This is a genomic window from Streptomyces sp. NPDC001904 (genome assembly GCF_040297005.1).
GTDB lineage: Bacteria > Actinomycetota > Actinomycetes > Streptomycetales > Streptomycetaceae > Streptomyces.
In genome coordinates, this window is sequence record NZ_JBEOYI010000001.1 from 314,637 (window position 1) to 337,625 (window position 22,989).

Genomic DNA, 22,989 nt, shown 5'->3' on the forward strand with positions numbered 1-22,989 from the left:
GGGAATGTGTCGGGTGCTTCGCCCGATGCTGCGATCTGCGAACTACTTGATCAGGTAGATCGTGGCGAAGAGGCCGATCCATACGACATCGACGAAGTGCCAGTAGTAGGACACGACGATGGCGGCGGTCGCCTGCTCGTGGGTGAACTTCCTGGCCGCGTACGTCCTGCCGAGGACGAACAGGAAGGCGATGAGGCCACCTGTCACGTGCATGCCGTGGAAGCCGGTGGTCAGGTAGAACACCGAGCCGTACGGGTCGGAGGAGAGCGAGAGCCCATCCTTCTTGACCAGCTCGGTGTACTCGAAGACCTGACCGCCGATGAAGATCGCACCCATGATGAAGGTGACGATGAACCACATCCGGAGCTTCTTCACGTCCCCGCGCTCGGCGGCGAACACGCCGAGCTGACAGGTCAGGGAGGAGAGCACCAGGATCGTGGTGTTCGTCGCGGAGAACGGAAGGTTCAGGCTGGACGCCATTTCCTTCCAGTGGTCCGGTCCGGTCACCGATCGCAGGGTGAAGTACATCGCGAAGAGGGCCGCGAAGAACATCAGCTCGGAACTCAGCCAGATGATGGTTCCGACGCTGGTGAGGTTCGGTCGATTGACCGACGGGTGCGCGTGCCCGGTTTCTACTGTCGTTGCTGTCGCCACGACCGACATTATGTCGGTCGCTTATCTCGCCCTCACTCCGGGGGGTGCCGTTCGGAGTGTCTGGGGGGTGTGTCCAGCCCATATGGCCCATCGGAGGCGTGTGCGAACCGCTGTTGACGGGGTGTCGGGAGGAGTAGGCTCCGCGCCAACGACGCCCGTAAGACGCCGATGTCTGCCGATGTCTCGGAGGAACGATGCAGTCGACCGCGACCGTCCTGGTCTACAGCGACGACGCCAACACCCGCGAGCAGGTCCGGCTCGCGACCGGACGCAGGCCCGCATCCGACGCCCCCGAGGTCCAGTTCATCGAGTGCGCGACCCTGCCCGCGGTCCTCAAGGAGCTGGACCGCGGCGGGATCGACGTGTGCGTGCTGGACGGCGAGGCCGTGCCGGCCGGGGGCATGGGGGTCTGCCGGCAGATCAAGGACGAGATCTTCCGCTGCCCGCCCGTGCTGCTCCTGATCGGCCGCCCCCAGGACGCCTGGCTGGCCACCTGGAGCCGCGCGGACGCCGCGGTGACGCTTCCGGTCGAACCGGTCGAATTCGCCGGCGCGCTGGCCGCCCTGCTGCGCGCACGGCTCGCCGTGGGGACCTGACACGCGCCGACTCCCGTACGCGCTGCGCGTACGGGAGTCGGAAGTCTCACACTCGGCGTGCTCAGAGCTGCGGGCTGAGCCGGGCCTGCTGCGCCGGGTCGGGCGTGTCCGTGTTGTTCAGGGCGCTGCCCTTGCCCCATTCCTTCCAGCCGAGGTTCCAGTCCCCGAAGCCGTTGCCGAAGGGGTCCATGTCCTCGCCGTAGCTGTTGACGACCTTGACGACGTCACCCTTGCGGAAGGTGTCGAAGAACCACTCGGCGTTGCCGGTGCTCATGCCGGTGCAGCCGTGGCTGACGTTCGCGGCGCCCTGGGAGCCGGTGGACCACGGCGCGGCGTGCACGTATTCACCGCTCCAGGTGACCCGGGTGGCGTAGTACACGGGCAGGTCGTACGAGTCCGACGAGCCCTCGGAGATGCCGATGCTGGTGCCGCGCATCCGCACGTAGTACTCCTGCCCGAGGACGACCTTGGTGCCGTTGCGGGTCTCGAAGCCGGGCTTGCCCGTGGTGATCGGGATGGAGTTGATCTCCTCCCCGTTGCGGTACACCGTCATGTAGTGCGAGCCGGCGTCGGTGATGGCCACCATCTTGTCGCCGGTGGTGATGGTGAGCGGCTTGGACGCGCCGCCCCACAGCCGGTCGGTGACCTTGATGCCCTGGAGATTGCTGCGGGCCGTGACGGTCGCGTGGGCGGGCCAGTACTCCTTGGGGCGGTAGTGCAGTTCCTTGCTGTCCACCCAGTACCAGGAGCCGTCCACGGCGGGCTTGGACTCGACCTTCAGGGCGCGCTCGACGATGGCGCGGGCCTTCTTGTCCTTGACGGGCTTGTTCAGCTCGGCGACCAGGGGCTGGCCCACGCCGTACTTGCCCGCGTCGGGGCCGAAGGTGACCTTGAGGGCCTTCTCGTTGGCCGGGTTGCCGGTCTCGAAGGTGAGGACCTTGCGGCCCTGGGCCCCGTCCTCGTCCTCGGTGGAGACACGGACCGTGTACTGGGCCTCTGCGGCCAGCGGAGCCGTGGAGTGCCACCGGTGGCCGTCGGCGGTGAGTTCGCCCGCTACGTAGCGGCCCATGGCGTCCGTGGCGGTCACATCGGTGATGCGCGCCTCGTCGCCCTGTGCGGTGACTTCCAGCGGCTTGTCCGGATCCGCCTTCTTGGCTCCCACGGGCCCGCTGAAGGAGATCTGCCCCGCCGCGTCGTACGGCGCGGCGGAGAGCGGGTGGGAGGAGCTGCCGCAGGCCGTGAGGCCCGCACCGAGGGCCGCCACACCGAGGGTGCAGCCCAGAACCGTACGGATGCGCGGTGAGTGGCTCATGAACAGAACCGTATGAAGGTTCATCCCCTCCGGCGCGGTGATTGGGCCGCACGGGGCATGTCGGGGCATGCGGAAGGGCCCGGACGCTCCCTCGGGAGTGTCCGGGCCCTTCACGTACGGCAGTTCAGAACGCCGAGAGCAGGCTCGCTGCTACTGGTTCTGGTTCTCGCCGCGGTAGTACTCGAAGACCCAGCCCCACAGGCCGAACAGGATGACGGGGCTGGCGAAGTACAGCAGCCACCAGCCGAAGACGACGCCCAGGAAGGCGAGGGCGCCACCGACGGCCAGGGAGAGCGGCTGCCAGGAGTGCGGGCTGAAGAAGCCCACCTCGCCGGCGTCGTCCGCGACGTCGGCCTCCTTGTTGTCCTGCGCACCGGTGTCGACCCGCCGGGCCGTGAAGGCCAGGTAGTAGCCGATCATGATGCACAGGCCGAACGCCAGGAAGAGTGCCGTCGTACCGGCCGGCTCCTTCGACCACACGCCGTACACGGCGGCCATGATCAGGACGAAGAGGCTCAGCCAGATGAACATCTTGCCTTGGACCTTCACTTGCCGGCCTCCTTGCCGCCAGCGAGCGCCTTGGATCCGTGGCCGGAGTTCTCCAGCTGGTCCAGGGCCGCGATCTCAGGGTGATGCAGGTCGAACGCCGGCGATTCCGAGCGGATGCGCGGCAGGGTGAGGAAGTTGTGCCGCGGCGGCGGGCAGGAGGTCGCCCACTCGAGCGAACGGCCGTAGCCCCACGGGTCGTCGACCTCGATCTTCTTGCCGTACTTGGCGGTCTTCCAGACGTTGTAGAAGAACGGCAGGATCGACAGACCGAGCACGAACGAGGAGATCGTCGAGATCGTGTTCAGGGCGGTGAAGCCGTCGGCCGCGAGGTAGTCCGCGTAACGACGCGGCATGCCCTCGACGCCCAGCCAGTGCTGCACCAGGAACGTGCCGTGGAAGCCGCAGAACAGCGTCCAGAACGTGATCTTGCCGAGCCGCTCGTCCAGCATCTTTCCGGTGAACTTCGGCCACCAGAAGTGGAAGCCGGCGAACATCGCGAAGACGACCGTTCCGAAGACGACGTAGTGGAAGTGCGCCACCACGAAGTACGAGTCGGAGATGTGGAAGTCCAGCGGCGGGGCCGCCAGGATCACACCGGTCAGACCACCGAAGGTGAAGGTGATCAGGAAGCCGATCGCCCAGAGCATCGGTGTCTCGAAGGACAGCGAGCCCTTCCACATCGTTCCGATCCAGTTGAAGAACTTCACGCCTGTCGGTACGGCGATGAGGAACGTCATGAAGGAGAAGAACGGAAGCAGGACGCCACCGGTGACGTACATGTGGTGCGCCCACACCGTCACGGAGAGACCGGCGATGGCGATCGTCGCGCCGATGAGGCCCGAGTAGCCGAACATCGGCTTTCTCGAGAACACCGGGATCACTTCGGAAATGATTCCGAAGAATGGCAGGGCGATGATGTACACCTCTGGGTGTCCGAAGAACCAGAAGAGGTGTTGCCATAGCAGCGCGCCGCCATTCGCGGCGTCGAATACATGGGCACCGAACTTGCGGTCCGCCTCCAGGGCGAACAGCGCGGCCGCGAGGACCGGGAAGGCCAGCAGGACCAGGACACCGGTCAGCAGGACGTTCCAGACGAAGATCGGCATGCGGAACATCGTCATGCCCGGAGCGCGCATGCAGATGATCGTGGTGATGAAGTTGACCGAGCCGAGGATCGTGCCGAAGCCGGAGAAGGCCAGACCCATGATCCACATGTCGGCGCCGATGCCCGGCGAGCGGACGGCGTCCGACAGCGGGCTGTAGGCGAACCAGCCGAAGTCGGCCGCGCCCTGCGGGGTGAGGAAGCCACCCACCGCGATCAGCGAGCCGAACAGGTACAGCCAGTAGGCGAACATGTTCAGCCGCGGGAACGCGACGTCGGGGGCGCCGATCTGCAGCGGCATGATCCAGTTCGCGAAGCCCGCGAACAGCGGCGTCGCGAACATCAGCAGCATGATCGTGCCGTGCATCGTGAACGCCTGGTTGAACTGCTCGTTCGACATGATCTGCGTGCCGGGACGGGCCAGTTCGGCGCGCATGAAGAGCGCCATCAGACCGCCGATGCAGAAGAACGCGAACGACGTGACCAGGTAGAGCGTGCCGATCGTCTTGTGGTCAGTGGTGGTCAGCCACTTGATCACAGTCGCGCCGGGGCGCTTGGGCCGGACCGGCAGCTCGTTCTCGTACGAGTCGTCTGCTGCCGCGGCACCCTGAGGTTCGTTGAGGATGCTCACGTTGTCTTCGTCTCCCGGTTCTTCTCGTGCTCCGTCTGGGCGATGCCAGACGGGACGTAACCGGTCTGCCCCTTCTTCGCGAGGTCCTTGAGGTGCTGCTCGTACTTCTCCGGAGAGACGACCTTCACGTTGAACAGCATCCGGGAGTGGTCGACGCCGCAGAGCTCGGCGCACTTGCCCAGGAAGGTCCCCTCCTTGTTGGGGGTCACCTCGAAGGAGTTGGTGTGGCCCGGGATGACGTCCTGCTTCATGAGGAACGGAACCACCCAGAAGGAGTGGATGACGTCACGCGAAGTGAGGACGAACCGGACCTTCTTGCCCTTGGGGAGCCAGAGGGTCGGGCCGGGGTTGTTGGTCTGCGGGTTCCGCGTACCGGGGGTACCGACCTCGTAGACACCGCCGGCGTTGGCGGGGAAGTCCTTCTTGAAGCGCTCGGGGATACCCGAGAGCTCCTTGGAGGTCTTCGCGTCGCCGGACACGCCGGGCACGTTCTCGACGTAGTTGAAGCCCCAGCTCCACTGGTAGCCGACGACGTTGACGGTCACGTCCGGCTTGTCGGAGAGCTTGAGGAGCTTCGACTCGTCTCGAGCCGTGAAGTAGAAGAGGACCGACACGATGATGAGCGGTACGACCGTGTACAGCGCCTCGAGCGGCATGTTGTACCGCGTCTGAGTCGGAACCTCGATCTTGGTGCGGCTACGCCGGTGGAAGATGATGCTCCACAGGATCAGCCCCCACACCAGCACGCCCGTGGCGAGCGCTGCCGCCCACGAGCCCTGCCAGAGGGAGAGGATCCGGGGACCTTCTTCCGTCACCGGGGTGGGCATACCAAGACGAGGGAAGTCCTTGTATGTGCAACCGGTTGCGGTAACCAGGATCAGGCCCGCAGTCAGCACCTGCGGCAGCTTCCGCCGCATCGGGCGCCGCGACGAGCGGTCGGAGCCGTTGGGACTCACGTAGCGCCTTCCCGAGAGTCTCGCCCGCGCTCTTTGGTTGGCTACGGCCGCCATCTCGCTGGTCGCTCGCCGCCCTGGCACACGGGCAGGGGTTTGGATGTTTATGCGGACCAAACCCTACTGGACGCTATTTGGGGTCGCGCGGGGAGGGTGCCTAACGCGCCGCGGGTCACTCCGAAGGGTGGGATGTGCCTGCTCCGGGAGGTTTCTGACGGGGGGTCGGAGCGCCATCCGGGGTGGGGGATTTGTCCGGTGGCGAGTGCGGCTTTCGTCGTGGCTGCTCGCGCAGTTCCCCGCGCCCCTGGCGGCGCCGTCCTTGCCCGGGGTTCTAGCCTCGGCGTGTGTCGTACTTCGATGTGGCCTCGTCCGCTCCCCTGCATCCCGTTGCCCGGCAGGCCCTGCAGGCCTCTCTGGACGAGGGATGGGCCGATCCTTCGCGGCTGTACCGGGAGGGGCGGCGGGCCCGGATGCTGCTCGACGCCGCCCGGGAGGCGGCCGCCGATGCGGTCGGATGCCGGACCGACGAGCTGGTGTTCACACCGTCCGGCACGGCCTCCGTGCACACCGCGGTCGCCGGCGCACTCGCCGCACGTCGGCGTGTCGGACAGCACTTGGTGGTATCAGCGGTGGAGCACTCGTCCGTACTCCATTCGGCGGCGGCCCATGAGGGACACGGCGGTTCGCTGACCGAGGTGGGGGTCGAGCGGACCGGCGCGGTCCGCTCCGACGCCTTCCGGGAGGCGCTGCGCGCGGACACCGCCCTGGCCTGTCTGCAGTCCGCCAACCACGAGGTGGGCACCGAGCAGCCGGTCGAGGAGGTCGCCGAGCACTGCCGGGCCGCCGGTGTACCGCTGTTCGTGGACGCCGCGCAGTCGCTGGCGTGGGGGCCGGTGCCGGGCGCGTGGTCGCTGCTCGCGGGCAGCGCGCACAAGTGGGGCGGGCCCGCGGGGGTCGGACTGCTCGTGGTGCGCAAAGGTGTTCGGTTCGCGCCCCAGGGGCCCGGGGACGAGCGCGAGTCGGGGCGGGCTCCCGGGTTCGAGAACATTCCGGGCATCGTGGCCGCGGCGGCGTCGCTGCGCGCGGTCCGCGCCGAGGCCGCGGCGCAGGCGGCGCGGCTGCGGGAGCTGACGGACCTGATGCGGGCGCGGGTGCCGGAACTGGTGCCGGACGTGGAGGTCGTCGGGGATCCGGTGCGGCGGCTGCCGCACCTGCTGACGTTCTCGTGCCTGTACGTGGACGGGGAGAGCCTGCTGCACGGGCTCGACCGGGCCGGCTTCTCGGTGTCGTCGGGTTCGTCGTGCACCAGCAGCACGCTGACGCCCAGCCATGTGCTGCGGGCGATGGGTGTGGTGAGCGAGGGGAACGTACGGGTGTCACTGCCGCTCGGGACGCCGGAGTCGGAGGTCGAGCGGTTCCTGGAGGTGCTGCCCGGTGTGGTGCGGGAGGTCCGCGAGCGGCTGGGGGCGCCGGTCGCGGGGGCCGCGGGCGACGCCGAGGCCGTCACCGTGGACGCGGTGGGCCTGACGTGCCCGCAGCCGGTGATCGAGCTGGCCCGGGCGATCGGGAAGGTCCGGGCCGGGGGCACGGTGACCGTGATCGCCGACGACGAGGTCGCCGCCGTGGACATCCCGGCGTGGTGCTTCACGCAGGGCCACGAGTACGTGGGGGCCGGCTCACGGCCCGACGGGGCCGTCGCCTATGAGGTCCGCCGAAGCAGCGCCCCGTGAGGGGCGCGGGGAACTGCGCGCACAGTTCCCCGGGCCTCACCGGACATCAGCTGAGGTAGGACTCGACCTCGCTGGCGGCCTCGTCGCCGTAGGCCTTGCGGAAGCGCTCCATGAAGGGGACCCGGCGCAGCGCGTACTCCTGGGTGCCGAGGGTCTCGATGACCAGCGTCGCGAGCATGCAGCCGATCTGCGCGGCACGCTCCAGGGAGACGCCCCAGGACAGCCCGGACAGGAAACCGGCGCGGAACGCGTCGCCGACGCCGGTCGGGTCGACCTTCGCCTCCTCCTCCGGGCAGCCGACCTCGACGGGCTCCTCGCCGACCCGCTCGATGCGGACGCCGCGCGCGCCGAGCGTGGTCACGCGGTGGCCGACCTTGCCGAGGATCTCGGCCTCGGTCCAGCCTGTCTTGGACTCGATGAGGCCCTTCTCGTACTCGTTCGAGAAGAGGTACGTGGCGCCGTCGAGGAGGGTGCGGATCTCGTCGCCGCCCATGCGGGCGATCTGCTGCGAGAAGTCGGCGGCGAAGGGGATCGCGCGGCTGCGGCACTCCTCGGTGTGCCGGAGCATCGCCTCCGGGTCGTCGGCGCCGATGAGGACGAGGTCGAGGCCGCCCACGCGGTCGGCGACGGTCTTGAGCTCGATGAGGCGGGCCTCGCTCATCGCGCCCGTGTAGAAGGAGCCGATCTGGTTGTGGTCGGCGTCCGTGGTGCACACGAAGCGGGCCGTGTGCAGTGTCTCGGAGATCCGCACCGACGACGTGTCCACGCCGTGCCGGTCGAGCCAGGCCCGGTACTCGTCGAAGTCCGAGCCGGCCGCGCCGACCAGGACCGGGCCCGTGCCGAGCTGGCCCATGCCGAAGGCGATGTTGGCGCCGACGCCGCCCCGGCGCACATCGAGGTTGTCGACGAGGAAGGAGAGGGAGACCGTGTGCAGTTGGTCGGCGACGAACTGGTCGGCGAAGCGGCCGGGGAAGGTCATCAGATGGTCGGTGGCGATGGAGCCGGTGACTGCGATTCGCACAGCGGGAACACGCTTCCTGAGGGGCGGCGGTTGACAGTTCACGCTACCCGGTCGGCACCCCTGCCCTGAAGTGCGGAAACTACCTGATAGTAGGCCTTTTTTCCGGAGCCGCCGCGTGCCTACGGTGCGTACATGACCTACGACGTGTCCTTCATGACGCAGGACGGGCTGGCGGCGCTGCGCGGCGACTGTGCCCGGATGGTTCCGCACTGGGTGCTGCCGCGGGCACCCTGGGAGGTGGAGCCGCGGGTCACCGTGGTCGGTGCGGCCGGGATCCACGGGGTCGTGGTGCCCGCTTCGTCCGCGCGGCTCGTCGACTCCCTGGCGGGCTTCGACGACTGACGGCGCGCGGGAGGGAACCGCACGCCCGGTTGCCGCGTCCCATCGCTGTCCCCTTCCGGTGTCCCCCATCGAGGGGATGCGGGATACGACACAGCAGGCGAAGGAGCGATGCGGTGAGCACCGAAGAGCAGACGCGGGACCGGCGCGGGCGGCGGAGCACGCTGGCGGTCGCCTCGGCCCTGGCGGCTGTCCTCCTGGCCGGTGGCGGTGGCGCGTACTGGGCGGCGAACATGTCCGACGACGGCGCCGGGGGCCGGACGGACGGCGCCGGAAGCGGCGGCACTCCCCCGCCGCTGGCGCTGGACGGTTACGGCGAGGGCGGCACCCCGGGGGCGTCGAACGGGATCGCGCCGGGCGAGCCGGATCCGAACGGCTCGCGGTACGAGGCCACGGGCGAGCTGCCCGACGGGCCGGACGAGGCCCCGGTGTACCGGGCGAAGGGCTCGGTGACCGCCGCCGACGTGAAGGCCCTCGGCAAGGCGCTCGACGTGGCCGGGACCCCGGAGCTGCAGGCCGGGACCTGGCGGGTCCGGCCGGCGCCGGACGGCTCGGGCCCGTCCCTCGAGGTGACCGGGAAGGCGCCGGGCACCTGGACGTACGCGCGCTACGCGCCGTCGGCGAGCGGGAAGAAGTGTCCGGGCGCCGACGGGTGCGCGGGCGGGGTGGGCAGCGGGAGCGAGCGGGACGCGGTGAGCGAGGCGGCCGCGAAGCAGGCCGCGGCGCCCGTCCTCAAGGCGCTCGGGCAGGACACCGCGAAGCTGGACGCGAGCCAGCTCATGGGCGCCACCCGGGTGGTGAACGCCGATCCCGAGGTGGGCGGCCTGCCGACGTACGGCTGGTCGACCGGGATCCAGGTCGGCGCCGACGGCCAAGTGGTCGGCGGCAGCGGGCGGTTGAAGACACCGGTCGAGGGCGCCACGTATCCGACGGTCGGCGCGCGGGAGACGCTGAAGAGGATGAACGGCGCGGCGGCGGGCGGCCGGGTCCCGGCCGACGCCTGCGCGAGCGCGGTGCCGCTGGACGGTGGTTCGGGGTGCACGCCGTCGTCGCCGAGGCCGCCCGCGTCGACGACGGTCGACGTCACCGACGCCACGTTCGGGCTGGCGACGTACGCCACCGGCGGCGAGCAGGTGCTCGTACCGTCGTGGCTGTTCACGGTGGAGCAGCCGGGTGCCGAGCGGCCGATGACCGTGACGCGTCCGGCGGTCGCGCCGAAGTACCTCATCGCGCCCGGGAGTTCGACGGCCGCACCGGAGCCGTCGGCGTCGGCTTCCGCCTCGGCGCCGGGCGGGCAGGGGTCCGAGGCCCGGGACGTGCGGGTGCAGGGGTACCGCGCCGACTCCTCCGGGAAGAGGCTGACCCTGCACTTCACCGGGGGCGTGTGCGCGACGTACAAGGCGGTGGCGGACGAGTCGGGGAAGGCCGTGACCGTGCGGGTCACCGGGACCCAGAAGGAGGGGACGGTCTGCATCGAGCTGGCCAAGTCCTACACGCTGCCGGTGACGCTCGACGCCCCGCTGGAGGGGCGGAAGGTCGTCGGCGCGGACGGGGCCACGGTGGCGCCCGCCGAGCGGAACCAGCCGGGCAGCGGCCCCGCCCCCCGCGACTAGAGCAGGACAAAGGGCCGGGACACCCCGTGGGGGTGTCCCGGCCCTTTGTCCTGCTCGTGGCGCTCGTGCTGTTTAGCTGAACGAGTCGCCGCAGGCGCAGGAGCCCGTCGCGTTCGGGTTGTCGATCGTGAAGCCCTGCTTCTCGATGGTGTCGACGAAGTCGATGGAGGCGCCGCCCAGGTACGGGGCGGACATGCGGTCGGTGACGACCTTGACGCCGCCGAAGTCCTTGACGACATCGCCGTCGAGCGAGCGCTCGTCGAAGAAGAGCTGGTAGCGCAGGCCGGAGCAGCCGCCGGGCTGAACAGCCACACGCAGGGCCAGGTCGTCACGGCCTTCCTGGTCGAGCAGAGCCTTGACCTTCGCCGCGGCTTCGTCGCTGAGGATGATGCCGTCGCTGACGGTGGTGGTCTCGTCCGATACGGACATCTACATCTCTCCCGGGTTGTACGGAGACTGCTTGCCGACCATTGCAACCGGCAAAGGCCCGGATCCATTCCGGATCCGCCGAGGGTTTTGCACTTCCTCTTTTCATGCTCGCACACCTGGGGCGAACGGGGCACGGGCCGTCCTGCGCGGATTGCGTCACATCGACGACATCGGCATCGTCAAACTGACGTGAAGCACGTATGATAGATAGCGTCATTTCGACGAGAAGTGTTCTGCAGAACTCAAGAAAGGGTGCGTGACGTGACCACGGCCCAGACCCCCGTTGACCTGGATGTGTCGCCCACTCCGCTGGCGCTGCTCCTGCTCGGCCGCGAGGCCGACACCCGGAGCGAGCGTGGCGTGGAGTGCCCCGGCGACCTGCCCTCCCCGTCCGACCCGGACCTGGTGGAGCGCGCCCGCGCGGCCAAGGAGAAGCTCGGCGACAAGGTGTTCGTGCTCGGGCACCACTACCAGCGCGACGAGGTCATCCAGTTCGCCGACGTCACCGGCGACTCCTTCAAGCTGGCGCGGGACGCCGCCGCGCGCCCCGAGGCCGAGTACATCGTGTTCTGCGGTGTGCACTTCATGGCGGAGTCGGCCGACATCCTGACCGGCGACGACCAGAAGGTCGTCCTGCCGGACCTGGCGGCCGGCTGCTCGATGGCCGACATGGCCACCGCCGAGCAGGTCGCCGAGTGCTGGGACGTGCTGACCGAGGCCGGGATCGCCGAGTCCGTCGTCCCCGTCTCGTACATGAACTCCTCGGCCGACATCAAGGCGTTCACCGGCAAGCACGGCGGCACCATCTGTACGTCGTCCAACGCCGAGCGCGCCCTGAACTGGGCGTTCGAGCAGGGCGACGCCGAGTCGACCAAGGTGCTCTTCCTGCCCGATCAGCACCTCGGGCGCAACACGGCCGTCCGTGACCTCGGGATGTCGCTGGACGACTGCGTCGTCTACAACCCGCACAAGCCGAACGGCGGGCTGACCGTCGACGAGCTGCGTGCCGCCAAGATGATCCTGTGGCGCGGGCACTGCTCGGTGCACGGGCGGTTCTCGCTGGAGTCGGTGGAGGACGTGCGGGCGCGCATACCCGGGGTGAACGTCCTGGTGCACCCCGAGTGCAAGCACGAGGTCGTCGCCGCGGCCGACCACGTCGGGTCGACGGAGTACATCATCAAGGCCCTGGAGGCCGCGCCCGCCGGGTCGAAGTGGGCCATCGGCACGGAGCTGAACCTGGTCCGCCGCCTCGCGAACCGGTTCGCGCCCGAGGGCAAGGAGATCGTCTTCCTCGACAAGACGGTCTGCTTCTGCTCGACCATGAACCGGATCGATCTGCCGCACCTGGTCTGGACGCTGGAGTCCCTGGCCGACGGTCAGCTCGTGAACCGCATCGAGGTCGACCCCGAGACGGAGCACTTCGCGAAGCTGGCTCTCGAAAGGATGCTGGCGCTCCCGTAGCGAAATGCTTCAGCGGGGCCGCACCTTGGAGAAGGCACGGCCCCGCTGAAGCGCCCCTTCAGGGGCGCGGGGAACTGCGCGAGAAGCCCCACCGGGGCCGCACCCGCCAACGGCGCTGAACTGACCGCCCCCTGAGCCGGGGAGGTCGTCAGACCTGGGCCGGCTCCGATTCCGGGGCCGGGGACTGCGACGGAACCCCGGTACCCCGCTTGGCCGCCCGCTTACGCGCCCGCTTCTCCTTGCGGAGCTCCAGCATCGCGTAGAGCGTCGGCACGAGCAGCAGGGTCAGCAGCGTCGACGTGATCAGACCGCCGATCACCACCACGGCCAGCGGCTGCGCGATGAACCCGCCCTCCCCGGTGACGCCGAGCGCCATCGGAAGCAGCGCGAAGATCGTCGCCAGGGCCGTCATGAGGATCGGGCGGAGACGGTGCCGACCGCCCTCGACCACGGCTTCCACGACGCCGAGGCCCTGACTCCGGTACTGGTTGATCAGGTCGATCAGCACGATCGCGTTCGTCACCACGATGCCGATGAGCATCAGCATGCCGATCATCGCCGGAACACCCATCGGCGTACCGGTGGCGACCAGCAGACCGATGGCGCCGGTGGCCGCGAACGGGATCGAGACCAGCAGGATCAGCGGCTGCGCCAGCGAGCGGAACGTCGCCACCAGCAGCATGAACACGATCGCGATCGCCGCGAGCATGGCCAGCGCCAGGTTCTTGAACGCGTCGTCCTGGTCGGAGGTGACCCCGCCGATGGTCGCCGTGGCGCCCTTCGGAAGGTCCAGCGCCTTGATCTTCGACTGGAGATCGGCGCTGACGGCACCGGTGTTGTCCCCGGTCGGCTTCGCCGTGATCGTCGCCGCGCGGGCGCCGTCGATCCGGGTCATCGAGACCGGGCCGTCGACCAGCTTCACCGTGGCGATGTCGCCGAGGGTCAGACCGCGCGGGCCCATCGGCAGCTTCTTCAGCTGGGCCGTGGTCCCGGCGGGCTTCGCCGACTTGATCACGATGTCGCGCTCGGTGTCGTCCAGGGTCGCCTTGCCGCTGGTGGTGCCGCGCACCGCCTGGGTGACGGCGGCGCCGAGCGTCGTGTCGTCGAACCCGGCCGCGGCCGCCTTGGAGTTGGCCCTCACCGAGATCCGCGGGACGGACTGGGAGAGGTCGCTGGTGACGTCCGTGACGTCGTCCAGCGTGCCGACCGCGTCCTTGACCTGCTCGGCCGCCCGGTCGAGAACGGCGCCGTCGGCGGCCTTCACGACCACGCTCAGGTCCTGGCTGCCGAAGCCGTCACCGGCCGAGATCGTCGTCGTACCGATCCCGTCGAGGTCACCGAGCTCGCGCTCGATGCGGTCCTGCGTGTCCTCGTACGACGCCTGGTCCTTCAGGGTCACCGAGTACGAGGCCTGGTTGGTGTCGGTGCCGCCGCCGAAGGCCGCCATGAAACCCGACGAGCCGACGGTGACCTGGTAGTCCTTGACCGCGTCGATGCTCTGGAGCACCTTCTCGACCTTCTTGGCCGACGCGTCGGTGGCGGCGAGGCTGGTGCCGGGGGCCAGCTCCTGCTTGATGGAGAGGACCTCCTGCTCGCCCTGGTCGAAGAAGTTGGTCTTCAGCAGGGAGGACATGCCGAACGTGCCGACGAGGACGACGACGGCGATCGCGAGGCTGGTGAGGCGGCGCCGGGTCGCGAAGCGCAGCACCGGGACGTACGCCCGCTGCAGCCACGACCTGGCCTCCTTCTCCTCGGCCAGGCGGCGGGCCTCCTCCGGGTCGACGCCCCGGATGGCCTTGGGCGCGCGCAGGAACCAGTAGGACAGCACCGGGACGACCGTCAGCGACACCAGCAGGGACGCGAGGAGCGCCGCGGTGACGGTGAGGGAGAACGAGCCGAACAGCTCGCCCACCATGCCGCCGACCAGGCCGATCGGCAGGAACACGGCGACCGTCGTCAGGGTCGAGGAGGTGACCGCGCCGGCCACCTCGCGGACCGCGGTGAGGATGGCCTCCTTGCGTTCCTCGCCGTAGCCGAGGTGGCGCTTGATGTTCTCCAGGACGACGATCGAGTCGTCGACGACCCGGCCGATCGCGATGGTCAGCGCGCCGAGCGTCAGCATGTTCAGGGAGAGGTCACGGGTCCACAGCACGATCAGGGCGAGGACCACGGACAGCGGGATGGAGACCGCCGTCACCAGGGTCGAGCGCAGCGACGCCAGGAAGACCAGGATGACGATGACGGCGAAGAGCAGACCGAGCGCGCCCTCCGTGGTCAGGCCCGAGATGGACTTGGAGACCGCCGGGCCCTGGTCGCTGACGACGGTGAGGTCGGCGCCCTTGCCCAGGTCCTGGCGCAGGCCGGGCAGCTTGTCCTCGACCGCCTTGGAGATCGTGACGGCGGAGCCGTCGTGGTCCATGGTCACCGCGACGGCGAGGCTGGGCCGGCCGTCGGTGCGGGTGAGCGAGTCGGCCGTGGACGGCTGCTGCTTCACCGTGGCGACGGCGGAGAGGCGTACGGGCTTCTTGACGCCCTCGCCCGAGATCATCAGGTTCTTGATCTGCGCCAGCGAGGTGAAGCCGCCGCCGACCTGGACCGTGCGGTTCTTGCCGTCCTCGTCGAAGGAGCCCGCGGGCACGGTGGCGCCGCCGGCCTGGAGGGACCGGCCGATCGCCTGGACGCCGACACCGGCGGCGGCCAGCTTCTTCGGGTCCGGGGTGACGTTGATCTGGAGGTCGCGGACGCCGTCGACCGACACCTGGCCGACGCCGTCGATGTCCTTGAGGGACGGCACGACGGTCTTGTCGAGCTGGTCGGCGAGCGCCTGCTGGTCCTGGTCGGAGGTGACCGCGAGGACCACGGTGGGGATGTCGTCGGTGGAGCCCGCGACGACCTGCGGGTCGACGTCGTCGGGCAGCCCGGCACGGGCCCGGTTGACGGCCTGCTGGACATCGGCGACGAGCTGCTTGGTGCCGGTCCCGTAGTCGAACGAGGCCATCACCAGGGCATTGCCCTCGCTCGCCGTCGAGGTGACGCCGGTGATCCCGGAGACGGCGTCGAGGGAGTTCTCCAGCGGTTCGACGACCTGCTTCTCCACGACGTCGGGGGACGCGCCCTGGTACGGGGCGATCACCGACACCATGGGCAGTTCGATCGTGGGTAGCAGCTGCTGCTTGAGCTGGGGGATCGCTATCGCGCCGAAGACGATCGCGATGATCGACATCAGGCCGATCAGGGCACGCTGGGCGAGGCTGAATCTCGACAGCCAGGACATGTTGGCAGGTCTCCCCGGGGAGCGGTGAGCGGTGGGCAGCGCCCCGTGCGCAGACACGCGGGGCACGAGTACACCCTGGTGCACGGGAAAGGCCCGGGACGTCGCTCCCAGGTCCCGTTACTTATCCGCCTCCTACTGCGCCCGTAGTACGTGAGCGGTGCGGGTCACTCCACCCGTGGGCGGACCAGGCCCGATTCGTAGGCAATCACGACGAGTTGGGCCCGGTCGCGGGCGCCCAGCTTGGCCATCGCGCGGTTCACGTGGGTCTTCACGGTGAGCGGGGAGACCTCGAGGCGCTCGGCGATCTCGTCGTTGGAGTGGCCGCCCGCGACCTGCACGAGGACTTCGCGCTCGCGCACGGTGAGCGCGGCGAGCCGCTCCGCGTGGGCTCCGGCGGACCGGCCGCCGTCCTCGTAGCCCTCGCCCTGCGCGAGGAACTTGGCGATCAGTCCCTTGGTCGCGACGGGCGACAGGAGGGCGTCGCCCGCGGCCGCGATGCGGACGGCGCCGAGCAGTTCCTCCGGCTCCGCGCCCTTGCCGAGGAACCCGGAGGCGCCGGCCCGCAGGGACTGCACCACGTACTCGTCGACCTCGAACGTGGTCAGCATGACGACGCGGACGGCGGCGAGTTCGGGATCCGCGCTGATCTCGCGGGTCGCGGCGAGGCCGTCGGTGCCGGGCATCCGGATGTCCATCAGGACCACGTCGGGCCGCTCGGACCGGGCGAGCCGGACCGCCTGGGCGCCGTCCGAGGCCTCCCCCACCACCTCCATGTCCGGCTCGGAGTCGACGAGCACCTTGAAGGCGCTGCGCAGCAGGGCCTGGTCGTCGGCGAGGAGGACCCGAATCGTGCCGCTGGTCATGTGGTGACGTCCCCTGAAGTGGTGTCGGTGGCCCGGTCCTTGACGGGAAGGATCGCATGGACGCGGAATCCTCCGCCGTAGCGCGGTCCCACGGTGAGGGTGCCGCGCAGGGCGGTGACGCGCTCGCGCATGCCGAGCAGCCCGTGTCCGCCGCTGCTGTCCCCCGGGTCGGGGGCGAGGGCGATGCCGGGTCCGTCGTCGAGGACGCTGACCTCGACATTGGGTCCCACCCGTACGACGCTGACCTCGGCCTTGGCGCCCTGTCCCGCGTGCTTCTGTACGTTCGTCAGCGCTTCCTGCACGACGCGGAACGCGGCGAGGTCGACGGCCGCGGGCAGCGCCGGGGCGTCCTCGGCGCGGGCCACCTCGACCGGCAGGCCCGCGTGCCGGAAGGTGTCGACGAGGTCGTCGAGCCGGTCCAGGCCGGGGGCCGGTTCGGTCGGCGCCTCGGGGTCGCCGGTCTGCCGCAGCAGGCCGACGGTGGCGCGGAGTTCGTTCAGTGCGGAGCGGCTGGCCTCGCGGACGTGCGAGAGCGCTTCCTTGGCCTGGTCGGGGCGCTTGTCCATGACGTGCGCGGCGACCCCGGCCTGCACGTTGACCAGGGCGATGTGGTGGGCGACGACGTCGTGCAGGTCGCGGGCGATGCGCAGCCGCTCCTCGGCGACCCGGCGCCGGGCCTCCTCCTCGCGGGTGCGCTCGGCACGCTCGGCGCGCTCCCGGATGGCGTCGACGAAGGCGCGCCGGGAGCGGACGGCGTCGCCCGCGGCCGCGGCCATGCCGGTCCAGGCGAAGATGCCGAGGTTCTCCTGCGCGTACCAGGGCAGGGGGCCCGCCAGCATGGCGACGCCGGTGAGCGTCGCCATCGTGGCCAGGCCCACCCGCCGGGTGGTGGGGCGGTCGGTGTGGGCGGCGACCGTGAACAGGGCGATGACGGCGGACATCACGACGGGGGTGCGGGGTTCGCCGGTGCCGAGTTCGACCAGGGAGACGGTGGCCGTCGCGCCGAGTACGCACATGGGGGCGGCGCGCCGGAAGACGAGGGCGGCGGCGCCGAGCACCATCAGGACCAGGCTGAGGGGGTTCGGGGTGCGGGCGCCCCAGGTGTAGCTGCCGCCGTCGGCGCTGCTGTGGTCCACGAAGGAACCGGCGACCATGCAGACGAGCACGGCGAGGGCGAGGGCGGCGTCGAGGGCCAGGGGGTGGGTTCTGGCCCAGCGTACGAGGGGGGTCACCGGGGTCACGGTAACGGTCCCCTTTCGCGCGGGTCGCCGCGGGCGGCGTGTGCCGGGTCCGCTCGTTCTCCGGGTGCCGCAGCCGGAGAACGAACGACCGGGTCAGCCCGGGATCAGGCCGTCGTCGGAGAGCATGGCGCGGACCTCGTCGAGGGTCGCGTCCGGTGCCGGGAGGATCAGCTCGGACGGCTCCAGGGAGTCGTCCGGGAGCGGCTCGCCGCGGTGGCGGACGGCGTCGAGGAGCGCGCCGAGCGTGCGGCGGAAGCCCTCCTCGTCGCCGGTCTCCATCTCGGCCAGAAGCTCGTCGTCCAGCTTGTTGAGCTCGGCGAAGTGGCTGTCGGCCAGCTTCACCTGGCCCTCCCCCATGATCCGTACGATCACGTCGGCCTCCTCGGGGCTGCTGCTACTGCTTGTCGAAGCGCGGGGTGTCGGTCGGCTGCTGCGTCTGCTGGGGCTGGCCCTGACCGCCCTCGATCGCCTGCTGCGACGCGGACGATCCGCCGGCCAGCTCCTGCTTCATGCGCTGCAGCTCCAGCTCTACATCCGTACCACCGGAGAGCCGGTCCAGCTCGCTCTGGATGTCGTCCTTGGCGAGGCCGGAGGAGTCGTCGAGGGCGCCGGAGGCGAGCAGCTCGTCGATGGCACCGGCCCGGGCCTGGAGCTGGGCCGTCTTGTCCTCGGCACGCTGGATCGCCATGCCGACGTCGCCCATCTCCTCGGAGATGCCGGAGAACGCCTCGCCGATGCGGGTCTGCGCCTGGGCCGCGGTGTAGGTGGCCTTGATGGTCTCCTTCTTCGTACGGAAGGCATCGACCTTGGCCTGGAGCCGCTGGGCCGCGAGAGTGAGCTTCTCCTCCTCGCCCTGCAGCGTCTGGTGCTGCGTCTCCAGGTCGGTGACCTGCTGCTGGAGCGCGGCGCGCCGGGACAGCGCCTCGCGGGCCAGGTCCTCGCGGCCGAGCGCGAGCGCCTTGCGGCCCTGGTCCTCCAGCTTGGAGGACTGGCCCTGGAGCTGGTTCAGCTGCAGTTCCAGGCGCTTGCGGCTGGTCGCGACGTCCGCGACGCCGCGGCGCACCTTCTGCAGCAGCTCCAGCTGCTTCTGGTAGGAGTAATCGAGGGTTTCGCGCGGGTCCTCGGCCCGGTCAAGGGCCTTGTTCGCCTTCGCGCGGAAGATCATCCCCATACGCTTCATGACACCGCTCATGGGCTTCGCGCGCCCCCTTCTACTGACTGATCAAGCCGACGGTCCAGCTCCGGCACTGCGACACAACCCACAGTACGGGTCCTGCATCTATTACCGCACTGTCCAGGTGCGGATGCGCTCATCCCCAAGGACGACTGCGTACGGTCCCGCTCCGGCGCAAGGAGTAGGTGTCCCCCCAGTGGCTGTCCGGACGCACCCGGTGTGTCCCCATGTGCCTCTATGGACGCAGGGTGTTGCCGGATCGTTCCCCATGGGCCTGTGGTCCATGCACGACCACCACGTACCCTTGGCTTTTGTGTTCCGTAGCCGATCCAAGGACGACAAGGCGCCGGCCGACAAGGCCGTGGTGACCTCTCTGTCCAAAGAGACCCGTGACCCGCAGGCGCCCAAGGGCCGCCCCACGCCCAAGCGCAGCGCGGCCCAGTCGCAGCGCCGCAGCGTGGCCAACACCAAGATGTCGCCGAAGGAGGCCCGCGCCCGCCAGCGCGACGAGCGGCGTTCCGCGATGGAGAAGCAGCGCGCCGCGCTCGCCAGCGGTGACGAGCGCTACCTGCCCGCCCGTGACAAGGGCCCGGTGCGGCGATACGCCCGCGACTTCGTCGACTCGCGGTTCTGCATCGCGGAGTACTTCCTGCCGATGGCGGTGATCATCCTCGTCCTGAGCATGGTCCGCGTCGGCTCGCTGCAGAACATCGCGCTGCTGCTGTGGCTCTTCGTCATCGTCGCGATCGTGATCGACTCGGCCATCACCGGCTTCCGCCTCAAGAAGCGCCTCGCGGAGAAGTTCCCCGACGAGCGCCGCAAGGGTGCCGTCGCGTACGCCCTGATGCGCACGCTCCAGATGAAGCGGCTGCGGCTGCCCAAGCCGCAGGTCAAGCGCGGAGAGCGGCCCTGAGCACGGACGCCTTCGCCGGGGACGCGCCGGGCGCCTGGCTGCAGAAGCTGGGCGGCCTGCGCAACGTCGTGCGGCAGGAACTGGTGTCCCGGCAGCTCGACGAGCAGATAGCCGGGCGTTTCCCCGTCGGGCAGCGGCTGCGGGTGCTCGACGTCGGGATGGGCCAGGGCACCCAGGCGCTGCGCCTGGCACGGGCCGGGCACAAGGTGACCGGTGTCGACCAGGACCCGGCGATGCTCGCCGTCGCACAGGCCGCGCTCGCCGCGGAGCCCGCGGGCGTGCAGGAGCGGGTGCGGTTCGTCGAGGGCAGCGGCATGGAGACGGGCGTCCACTTCCTGCCCGGCAGTTTCGACGTCGTGCTCTGTCACGGCGTCCTGATGTACGTCGACGAGCCGGACGCGCTGCTCGCCGGACTCGCGCGGATGCTGGCGCCGGGAGGTCTGCTCTCCCTGCTCGTACGGAACGCGGACGCGCTGGCGATGCGGCCGGGGCTGGCCGGGGACTGGGTCACCGCGCTCGGCGCCTTCGACTCGGTGAAGTACACCAACCGGCTCGGCCTGGACGTCCGCGCCGACCGGCTCGACGCGCTGACCGAGACCCTCGCCGGGATCGGGGCGCCGCTGCACGCCTGGTACGGGGTGCGGGTCCTCACCGACCAGGCCGGCGACGCCGCGGTGGTGCCGGAGCGCGGGGAGCTGCAGACGCTGCTCGCCGCCGAGGAGCGCGCCGGGCGCACCGAGCCGTACCGGCGGGTGGCCGCGCTGCTGCACCTGTGCGGGGTGCGGGGCTGATCCGGGGCGGACCTCGCGCGCCGGGGTCCGCTGTTCGGCCGCTCAGCGGGGGCGCCCGCCCGGAGCGAACGTGACAATCCGGGCATGACAGCTTCTTCGCGTTCTCTGCGTTCTCTGCGTTCGCGCCTCGTGCTCCCCGTGACCGCCGTCGTCTGCTCGGCGGCGCTCGTCGGGGGCTGCTCCGGCTCCGGTTCGTCGAACTCCGGGGACTCGTCGTCGTCCGGCTCGACCACGCAGGCCGCCAAGGCCTCGGGCGGCAACGCTCTGCAGGACGCGTACCAGGACGTCATCAAGGACGTCCTGCCGTCCGTCGTCCAGGTGCAGGCGTCGTCCGACCTCGGTTCCGGCGTCGTCTACGACGACAAGGGGCACATCGTGACGAACGCGCATGTGGTCGGTGACGAGAAGACGTTCAAGGTGACGACGTCGACGAGCGAGGACGAGCTGACGGCGAAGCTCGTCTCCGCGTATCCGGACCAGGATCTCGCCGTCATCAAGCTGGACAAGGTGCCGGACGGGCTGAAGGCGGCGGAGTTCGGGGACTCGTCGAAGGTGGAGGTCGGGCAGATCACGCTGGCCATGGGCTCGCCGCTCGGGCTGTCGTCGAGCGTCACCCAGGGCATCGTGTCGGCGACCGGCCGGACCGTCAGCGAGGGCCGCTCGGGCGGCGGCACCGGCGCGACCATCGCCAACATGGTGCAGACCTCGGCGGCGATCAACCCCGGCAACAGCGGGGGCGCCCTGGTCGGCCTGGACAGCAAGGTCATCGGCATTCCCACGCTGGCGGCGACCGACCCGGGGCTCGGGGACGGCGCGGCGCCGGGCATCGGGTTCGCGATCCCCGCGTCGACGGTGACGGACATCGCCGACCAGATCGTCAAGAACGGCAAGGTGACGGACTCCGGGCGGGCGGAGCTCGGCATCACCGCGCGGGTCGTCGTCGACAGCGATCTCAAGGCGGCCGGGGTCTCGGTGGTCTCCGTGACCGACGGCGGCCCCGCCGACAAGGCCGGCCTGCGGCCCGGCGACGTCATCACCGCACTCGGCGACGAGAAGATCACCACCATGACCTCCCTCCAGGAGGCCCTGGCCGACGAGAAGCCGGGCGACAAGGTCCGGATCACCTTCACCCGCGACGGCGCCGAGAAGTCGGCCGACGTCACCCTCGGCGAGTTGTAGCCGAGCGCCCCGTAAGAGGCGCGGGGAACTGCGCGACCAGCCACGACGAAAGCCGCGGACGCGTCTGCTCGGTACATGAGCAGACGCGTCCGCGGCTTTTCTGCGGTCGCTCGCGCAGTTCCCCGCGCCCCTTACGGGGCGCCCCGCACCATGCGGTCGCCCATCTCCCGTACGGCGGAGATCAGCTCCTCGGGGCCCCGGACGCGGAAGTCGAACCCGGTCGTCGCCAACCGCACGGCCATCCACTCCACGGCGTCCGACGTCGAGGCCCGCAGCCGGCACCCGGAACCGTCCGGCAGCGCCTCGAGCGGCCCCACCGCGGCGGGAACCCGTTCGGCGACCGCCTCCACCGGCGCCGAGAACTCCACGTCCAGTTCGTAGGGGACCGCCCCGCGCGACGACACCGACCGCCGGACGAACGCGGCGGCGTCCCCGTCCGGCACCTCCCGCGGAGCGAACCGCGCCCCGGTCGCGAACGGCTCCGTCAGCCGGTCGACCCGGAACGTCCGCCAGGCGGCGCGATCGATGTCGTAGGCCACGAGATACCAGCGGCGCCCGGTGGAGACGAGCCGGCTCGGCTCGACCAGGCGGCGCGTCTCGGAGCCGTCGGCCGCCCGGTAGTGGAAGCGCAGCCGCTCCGTGCCGGCCGTCGCCGAGGCGATCACCGTCAGCGTCTCGGGCGCGATCGTGGCGCCGTCCCCCGAGGTCAGCGGGATCGTCGCCGCCTGCAGCGTGGCCACCCGGTGCCGCAGCCGGCCCGGCAGCACCTGCTCCAGCTTGGCGAGGGCGCGCACCGACGCCTCCTCCACCCCCTCGACCGCGTGCCCGGCCCCCGCGCGCAGCCCGACCGCGATGGCCACCGCCTCCTCGTCGTCGAGCACGAGCGGCGGCAGCGCCTTGCCCGCGACCAGCCGGTAGCCGCCGTCGGCGCCCAGCGTCGCCTGCACGGGATAGCCGAGGTCGCGCAGCCGGTCGATGTCGCGGCGGACGGTGCGGCGCGAGACCCCGAGCCGGTCGGCGAGTTCGCCGCCGGGCCATTCGCGCGGGGTCTGGAGGAGGGAGAGCAACTGGAGGAGCCGGGCCGGAGTGTCCGTCGGGGACGTACGTGGCGTCGTCATGCGTGCCAGGATGCCGCGCATCTAGGACACGATCCGACCTATATGA

General features: G+C 70.2%; 21 protein-coding genes. 8 read left to right on the forward strand and 13 right to left on the reverse strand.

The genetic code is table 11. The annotated features are described in order from the left end of the window. Positions 1-42: 42 nt before the first annotated feature. On the reverse strand, positions 43-663 hold the full coding sequence (gene ctaE / locus ABT127_RS01395; RefSeq protein ID WP_026246331.1) for an aa3-type cytochrome oxidase subunit III: 621 nt from the start codon (positions 661-663) through the stop codon (positions 43-45). A 185-nt stretch (positions 664-848) separates the two neighbouring features. On the opposite strand from ctaE, the gene ABT127_RS01400 reads away from it, so the two are divergent. Next, positions 849-1,250 (forward strand): hypothetical protein, encoded by a 402-nt coding sequence (locus ABT127_RS01400; protein WP_351443804.1) that lies wholly within the window; start codon positions 849-851, stop codon positions 1,248-1,250. Positions 1,251-1,311: 61 nt separating this feature from the next. Here ABT127_RS01400 and ABT127_RS01405 read toward each other — a convergent pair whose 3' ends face one another. The 4 genes from ABT127_RS01405 to ctaC all read right to left on the reverse strand — a co-directional run bounded on the left by ABT127_RS01405 (position 1,312) and on the right by ctaC (position 5,800). Continuing rightward, positions 1,312-2,562, reverse strand: a complete 1,251-nt coding sequence (locus ABT127_RS01405) for a L,D-transpeptidase (protein ID WP_351443805.1) — start codon at positions 2,560-2,562, stop codon at positions 1,312-1,314. A 150-nt stretch (positions 2,563-2,712) separates the two neighbouring features. Then, entirely contained in the window at positions 2,713-3,111 is a 399-nt protein-coding gene (locus ABT127_RS01410; protein ID WP_111661846.1) for a cytochrome c oxidase subunit 4, read from the reverse strand. Further along, positions 3,108-4,844, reverse strand: coding sequence for an aa3-type cytochrome oxidase subunit I (gene ctaD, locus ABT127_RS01415; RefSeq protein WP_351443806.1), 1,737 nt, complete (start codon positions 4,842-4,844; stop codon positions 3,108-3,110). The genes ABT127_RS01410 and ctaD overlap by 4 nt, the downstream gene beginning before the upstream one ends. Beyond that, entirely contained in the window at positions 4,841-5,800 is a 960-nt protein-coding gene (gene ctaC, locus ABT127_RS01420; RefSeq protein WP_351443808.1) for an aa3-type cytochrome oxidase subunit II, read from the reverse strand. Before ctaC ends, ctaD begins: the two co-directional genes overlap by 4 nt. A 341-nt stretch (positions 5,801-6,141) precedes the next feature. Here ctaC and ABT127_RS01425 point away from each other — a divergent pair, with 341 nt between their 5' ends. Then, positions 6,142-7,527: a cysteine desulfurase/sulfurtransferase TusA family protein gene (locus tag ABT127_RS01425; protein ID WP_351443809.1), complete on the forward strand. Its 1,386-nt coding sequence runs from the start codon at positions 6,142-6,144 to the stop codon at positions 7,525-7,527. A 46-nt stretch (positions 7,528-7,573) separates the two neighbouring features. Here ABT127_RS01425 and ABT127_RS01430 read toward each other — a convergent pair whose 3' ends face one another. Further along, positions 7,574-8,548: a carbohydrate kinase family protein gene (locus ABT127_RS01430; RefSeq protein ID WP_351443810.1), complete on the reverse strand. Its 975-nt coding sequence runs from the start codon at positions 8,546-8,548 to the stop codon at positions 7,574-7,576. 132 nt (positions 8,549-8,680) lie between these two features. Between ABT127_RS01430 and ABT127_RS01435 the strand changes: the two genes are divergently transcribed. Both ABT127_RS01435 and ABT127_RS01440 read left to right on the forward strand, forming a co-directional pair. Continuing rightward, positions 8,681-8,890 (forward strand): hypothetical protein, encoded by a 210-nt coding sequence (locus ABT127_RS01435; RefSeq protein ID WP_351443811.1) that lies wholly within the window; start codon positions 8,681-8,683, stop codon positions 8,888-8,890. Positions 8,891-9,003: 113 nt separating this feature from the next. Beyond that, the gene (locus ABT127_RS01440; protein WP_351443813.1) at positions 9,004-10,500 is read left to right on the forward strand and encodes a hypothetical protein; all 1,497 of its coding nucleotides are present in this window, start codon (positions 9,004-9,006) and stop codon (positions 10,498-10,500) included. A 72-nt stretch (positions 10,501-10,572) separates the two neighbouring features. Here the strand turns inward: ABT127_RS01440 and ABT127_RS01445 are convergent, their stop codons facing one another. Further along, positions 10,573-10,929 (reverse strand): HesB/IscA family protein, encoded by a 357-nt coding sequence (locus tag ABT127_RS01445; RefSeq protein WP_111661853.1) that lies wholly within the window; start codon positions 10,927-10,929, stop codon positions 10,573-10,575. A gap of 261 nt (positions 10,930-11,190) precedes the next feature. Here ABT127_RS01445 and nadA point away from each other — a divergent pair, with 261 nt between their 5' ends. Further along, positions 11,191-12,390, forward strand: coding sequence for a quinolinate synthase NadA (nadA, locus tag ABT127_RS01450; RefSeq protein ID WP_351443814.1), 1,200 nt, complete (start codon positions 11,191-11,193; stop codon positions 12,388-12,390). 148 nt (positions 12,391-12,538) lie between these two features. Here the strand turns inward: nadA and ABT127_RS01455 are convergent, their stop codons facing one another. The 5 genes from ABT127_RS01455 to ABT127_RS01475 all read right to left on the reverse strand — a co-directional run bounded on the left by ABT127_RS01455 (position 12,539) and on the right by ABT127_RS01475 (position 18,960). Next, on the reverse strand, positions 12,539-15,664 hold the full coding sequence (locus tag ABT127_RS01455) for an efflux RND transporter permease subunit (protein ID WP_351443815.1): 3,126 nt from the start codon (positions 15,662-15,664) through the stop codon (positions 12,539-12,541). A gap of 164 nt (positions 15,665-15,828) precedes the next feature. After that, a complete protein-coding gene (locus ABT127_RS01460) occupies positions 15,829-16,527 on the reverse strand; it encodes a response regulator (protein ID WP_351443817.1) in 699 nt (232 codons plus the stop codon). Beyond that, entirely contained in the window at positions 16,524-17,759 is a 1,236-nt protein-coding gene (locus ABT127_RS01465; RefSeq protein WP_351443818.1) for a sensor histidine kinase, read from the reverse strand. The genes ABT127_RS01460 and ABT127_RS01465 overlap by 4 nt, the downstream gene beginning before the upstream one ends. Positions 17,760-17,861: 102 nt before the next feature. Beyond that, entirely contained in the window at positions 17,862-18,140 is a 279-nt protein-coding gene (pspAA, locus tag ABT127_RS01470; RefSeq protein WP_351443819.1) for a PspA-associated protein PspAA, read from the reverse strand. Positions 18,141-18,162: 22 nt separating this feature from the next. Then, positions 18,163-18,960, reverse strand: a complete 798-nt coding sequence (locus ABT127_RS01475) for a PspA/IM30 family protein (RefSeq protein ID WP_351443820.1) — start codon at positions 18,958-18,960, stop codon at positions 18,163-18,165. A gap of 250 nt (positions 18,961-19,210) precedes the next feature. Here ABT127_RS01475 and ABT127_RS01480 point away from each other — a divergent pair, with 250 nt between their 5' ends. The 3 genes from ABT127_RS01480 to ABT127_RS01490 all read left to right on the forward strand — a co-directional run bounded on the left by ABT127_RS01480 (position 19,211) and on the right by ABT127_RS01490 (position 21,825). Then, positions 19,211-19,855 (forward strand): DUF3043 domain-containing protein, encoded by a 645-nt coding sequence (locus tag ABT127_RS01480; protein ID WP_351443821.1) that lies wholly within the window; start codon positions 19,211-19,213, stop codon positions 19,853-19,855. Between the two features lie 68 nt (positions 19,856-19,923). Then, positions 19,924-20,646 carry a class I SAM-dependent methyltransferase gene (locus ABT127_RS01485; RefSeq protein WP_351443822.1) on the forward strand — a complete coding sequence of 241 codons (723 nt, stop codon included), beginning with the start codon at positions 19,924-19,926 and terminating at the stop codon, positions 20,644-20,646. An 84-nt stretch (positions 20,647-20,730) separates the two neighbouring features. Next, positions 20,731-21,825 (forward strand): S1C family serine protease, encoded by a 1,095-nt coding sequence (locus ABT127_RS01490; RefSeq protein WP_351443823.1) that lies wholly within the window; start codon positions 20,731-20,733, stop codon positions 21,823-21,825. A gap of 131 nt (positions 21,826-21,956) precedes the next feature. Here the strand turns inward: ABT127_RS01490 and ABT127_RS01495 are convergent, their stop codons facing one another. Further along, entirely contained in the window at positions 21,957-22,943 is a 987-nt protein-coding gene (locus tag ABT127_RS01495; RefSeq protein ID WP_351443824.1) for a helix-turn-helix transcriptional regulator, read from the reverse strand. Between the last annotated feature and the right edge of the window lie 46 nt (positions 22,944-22,989).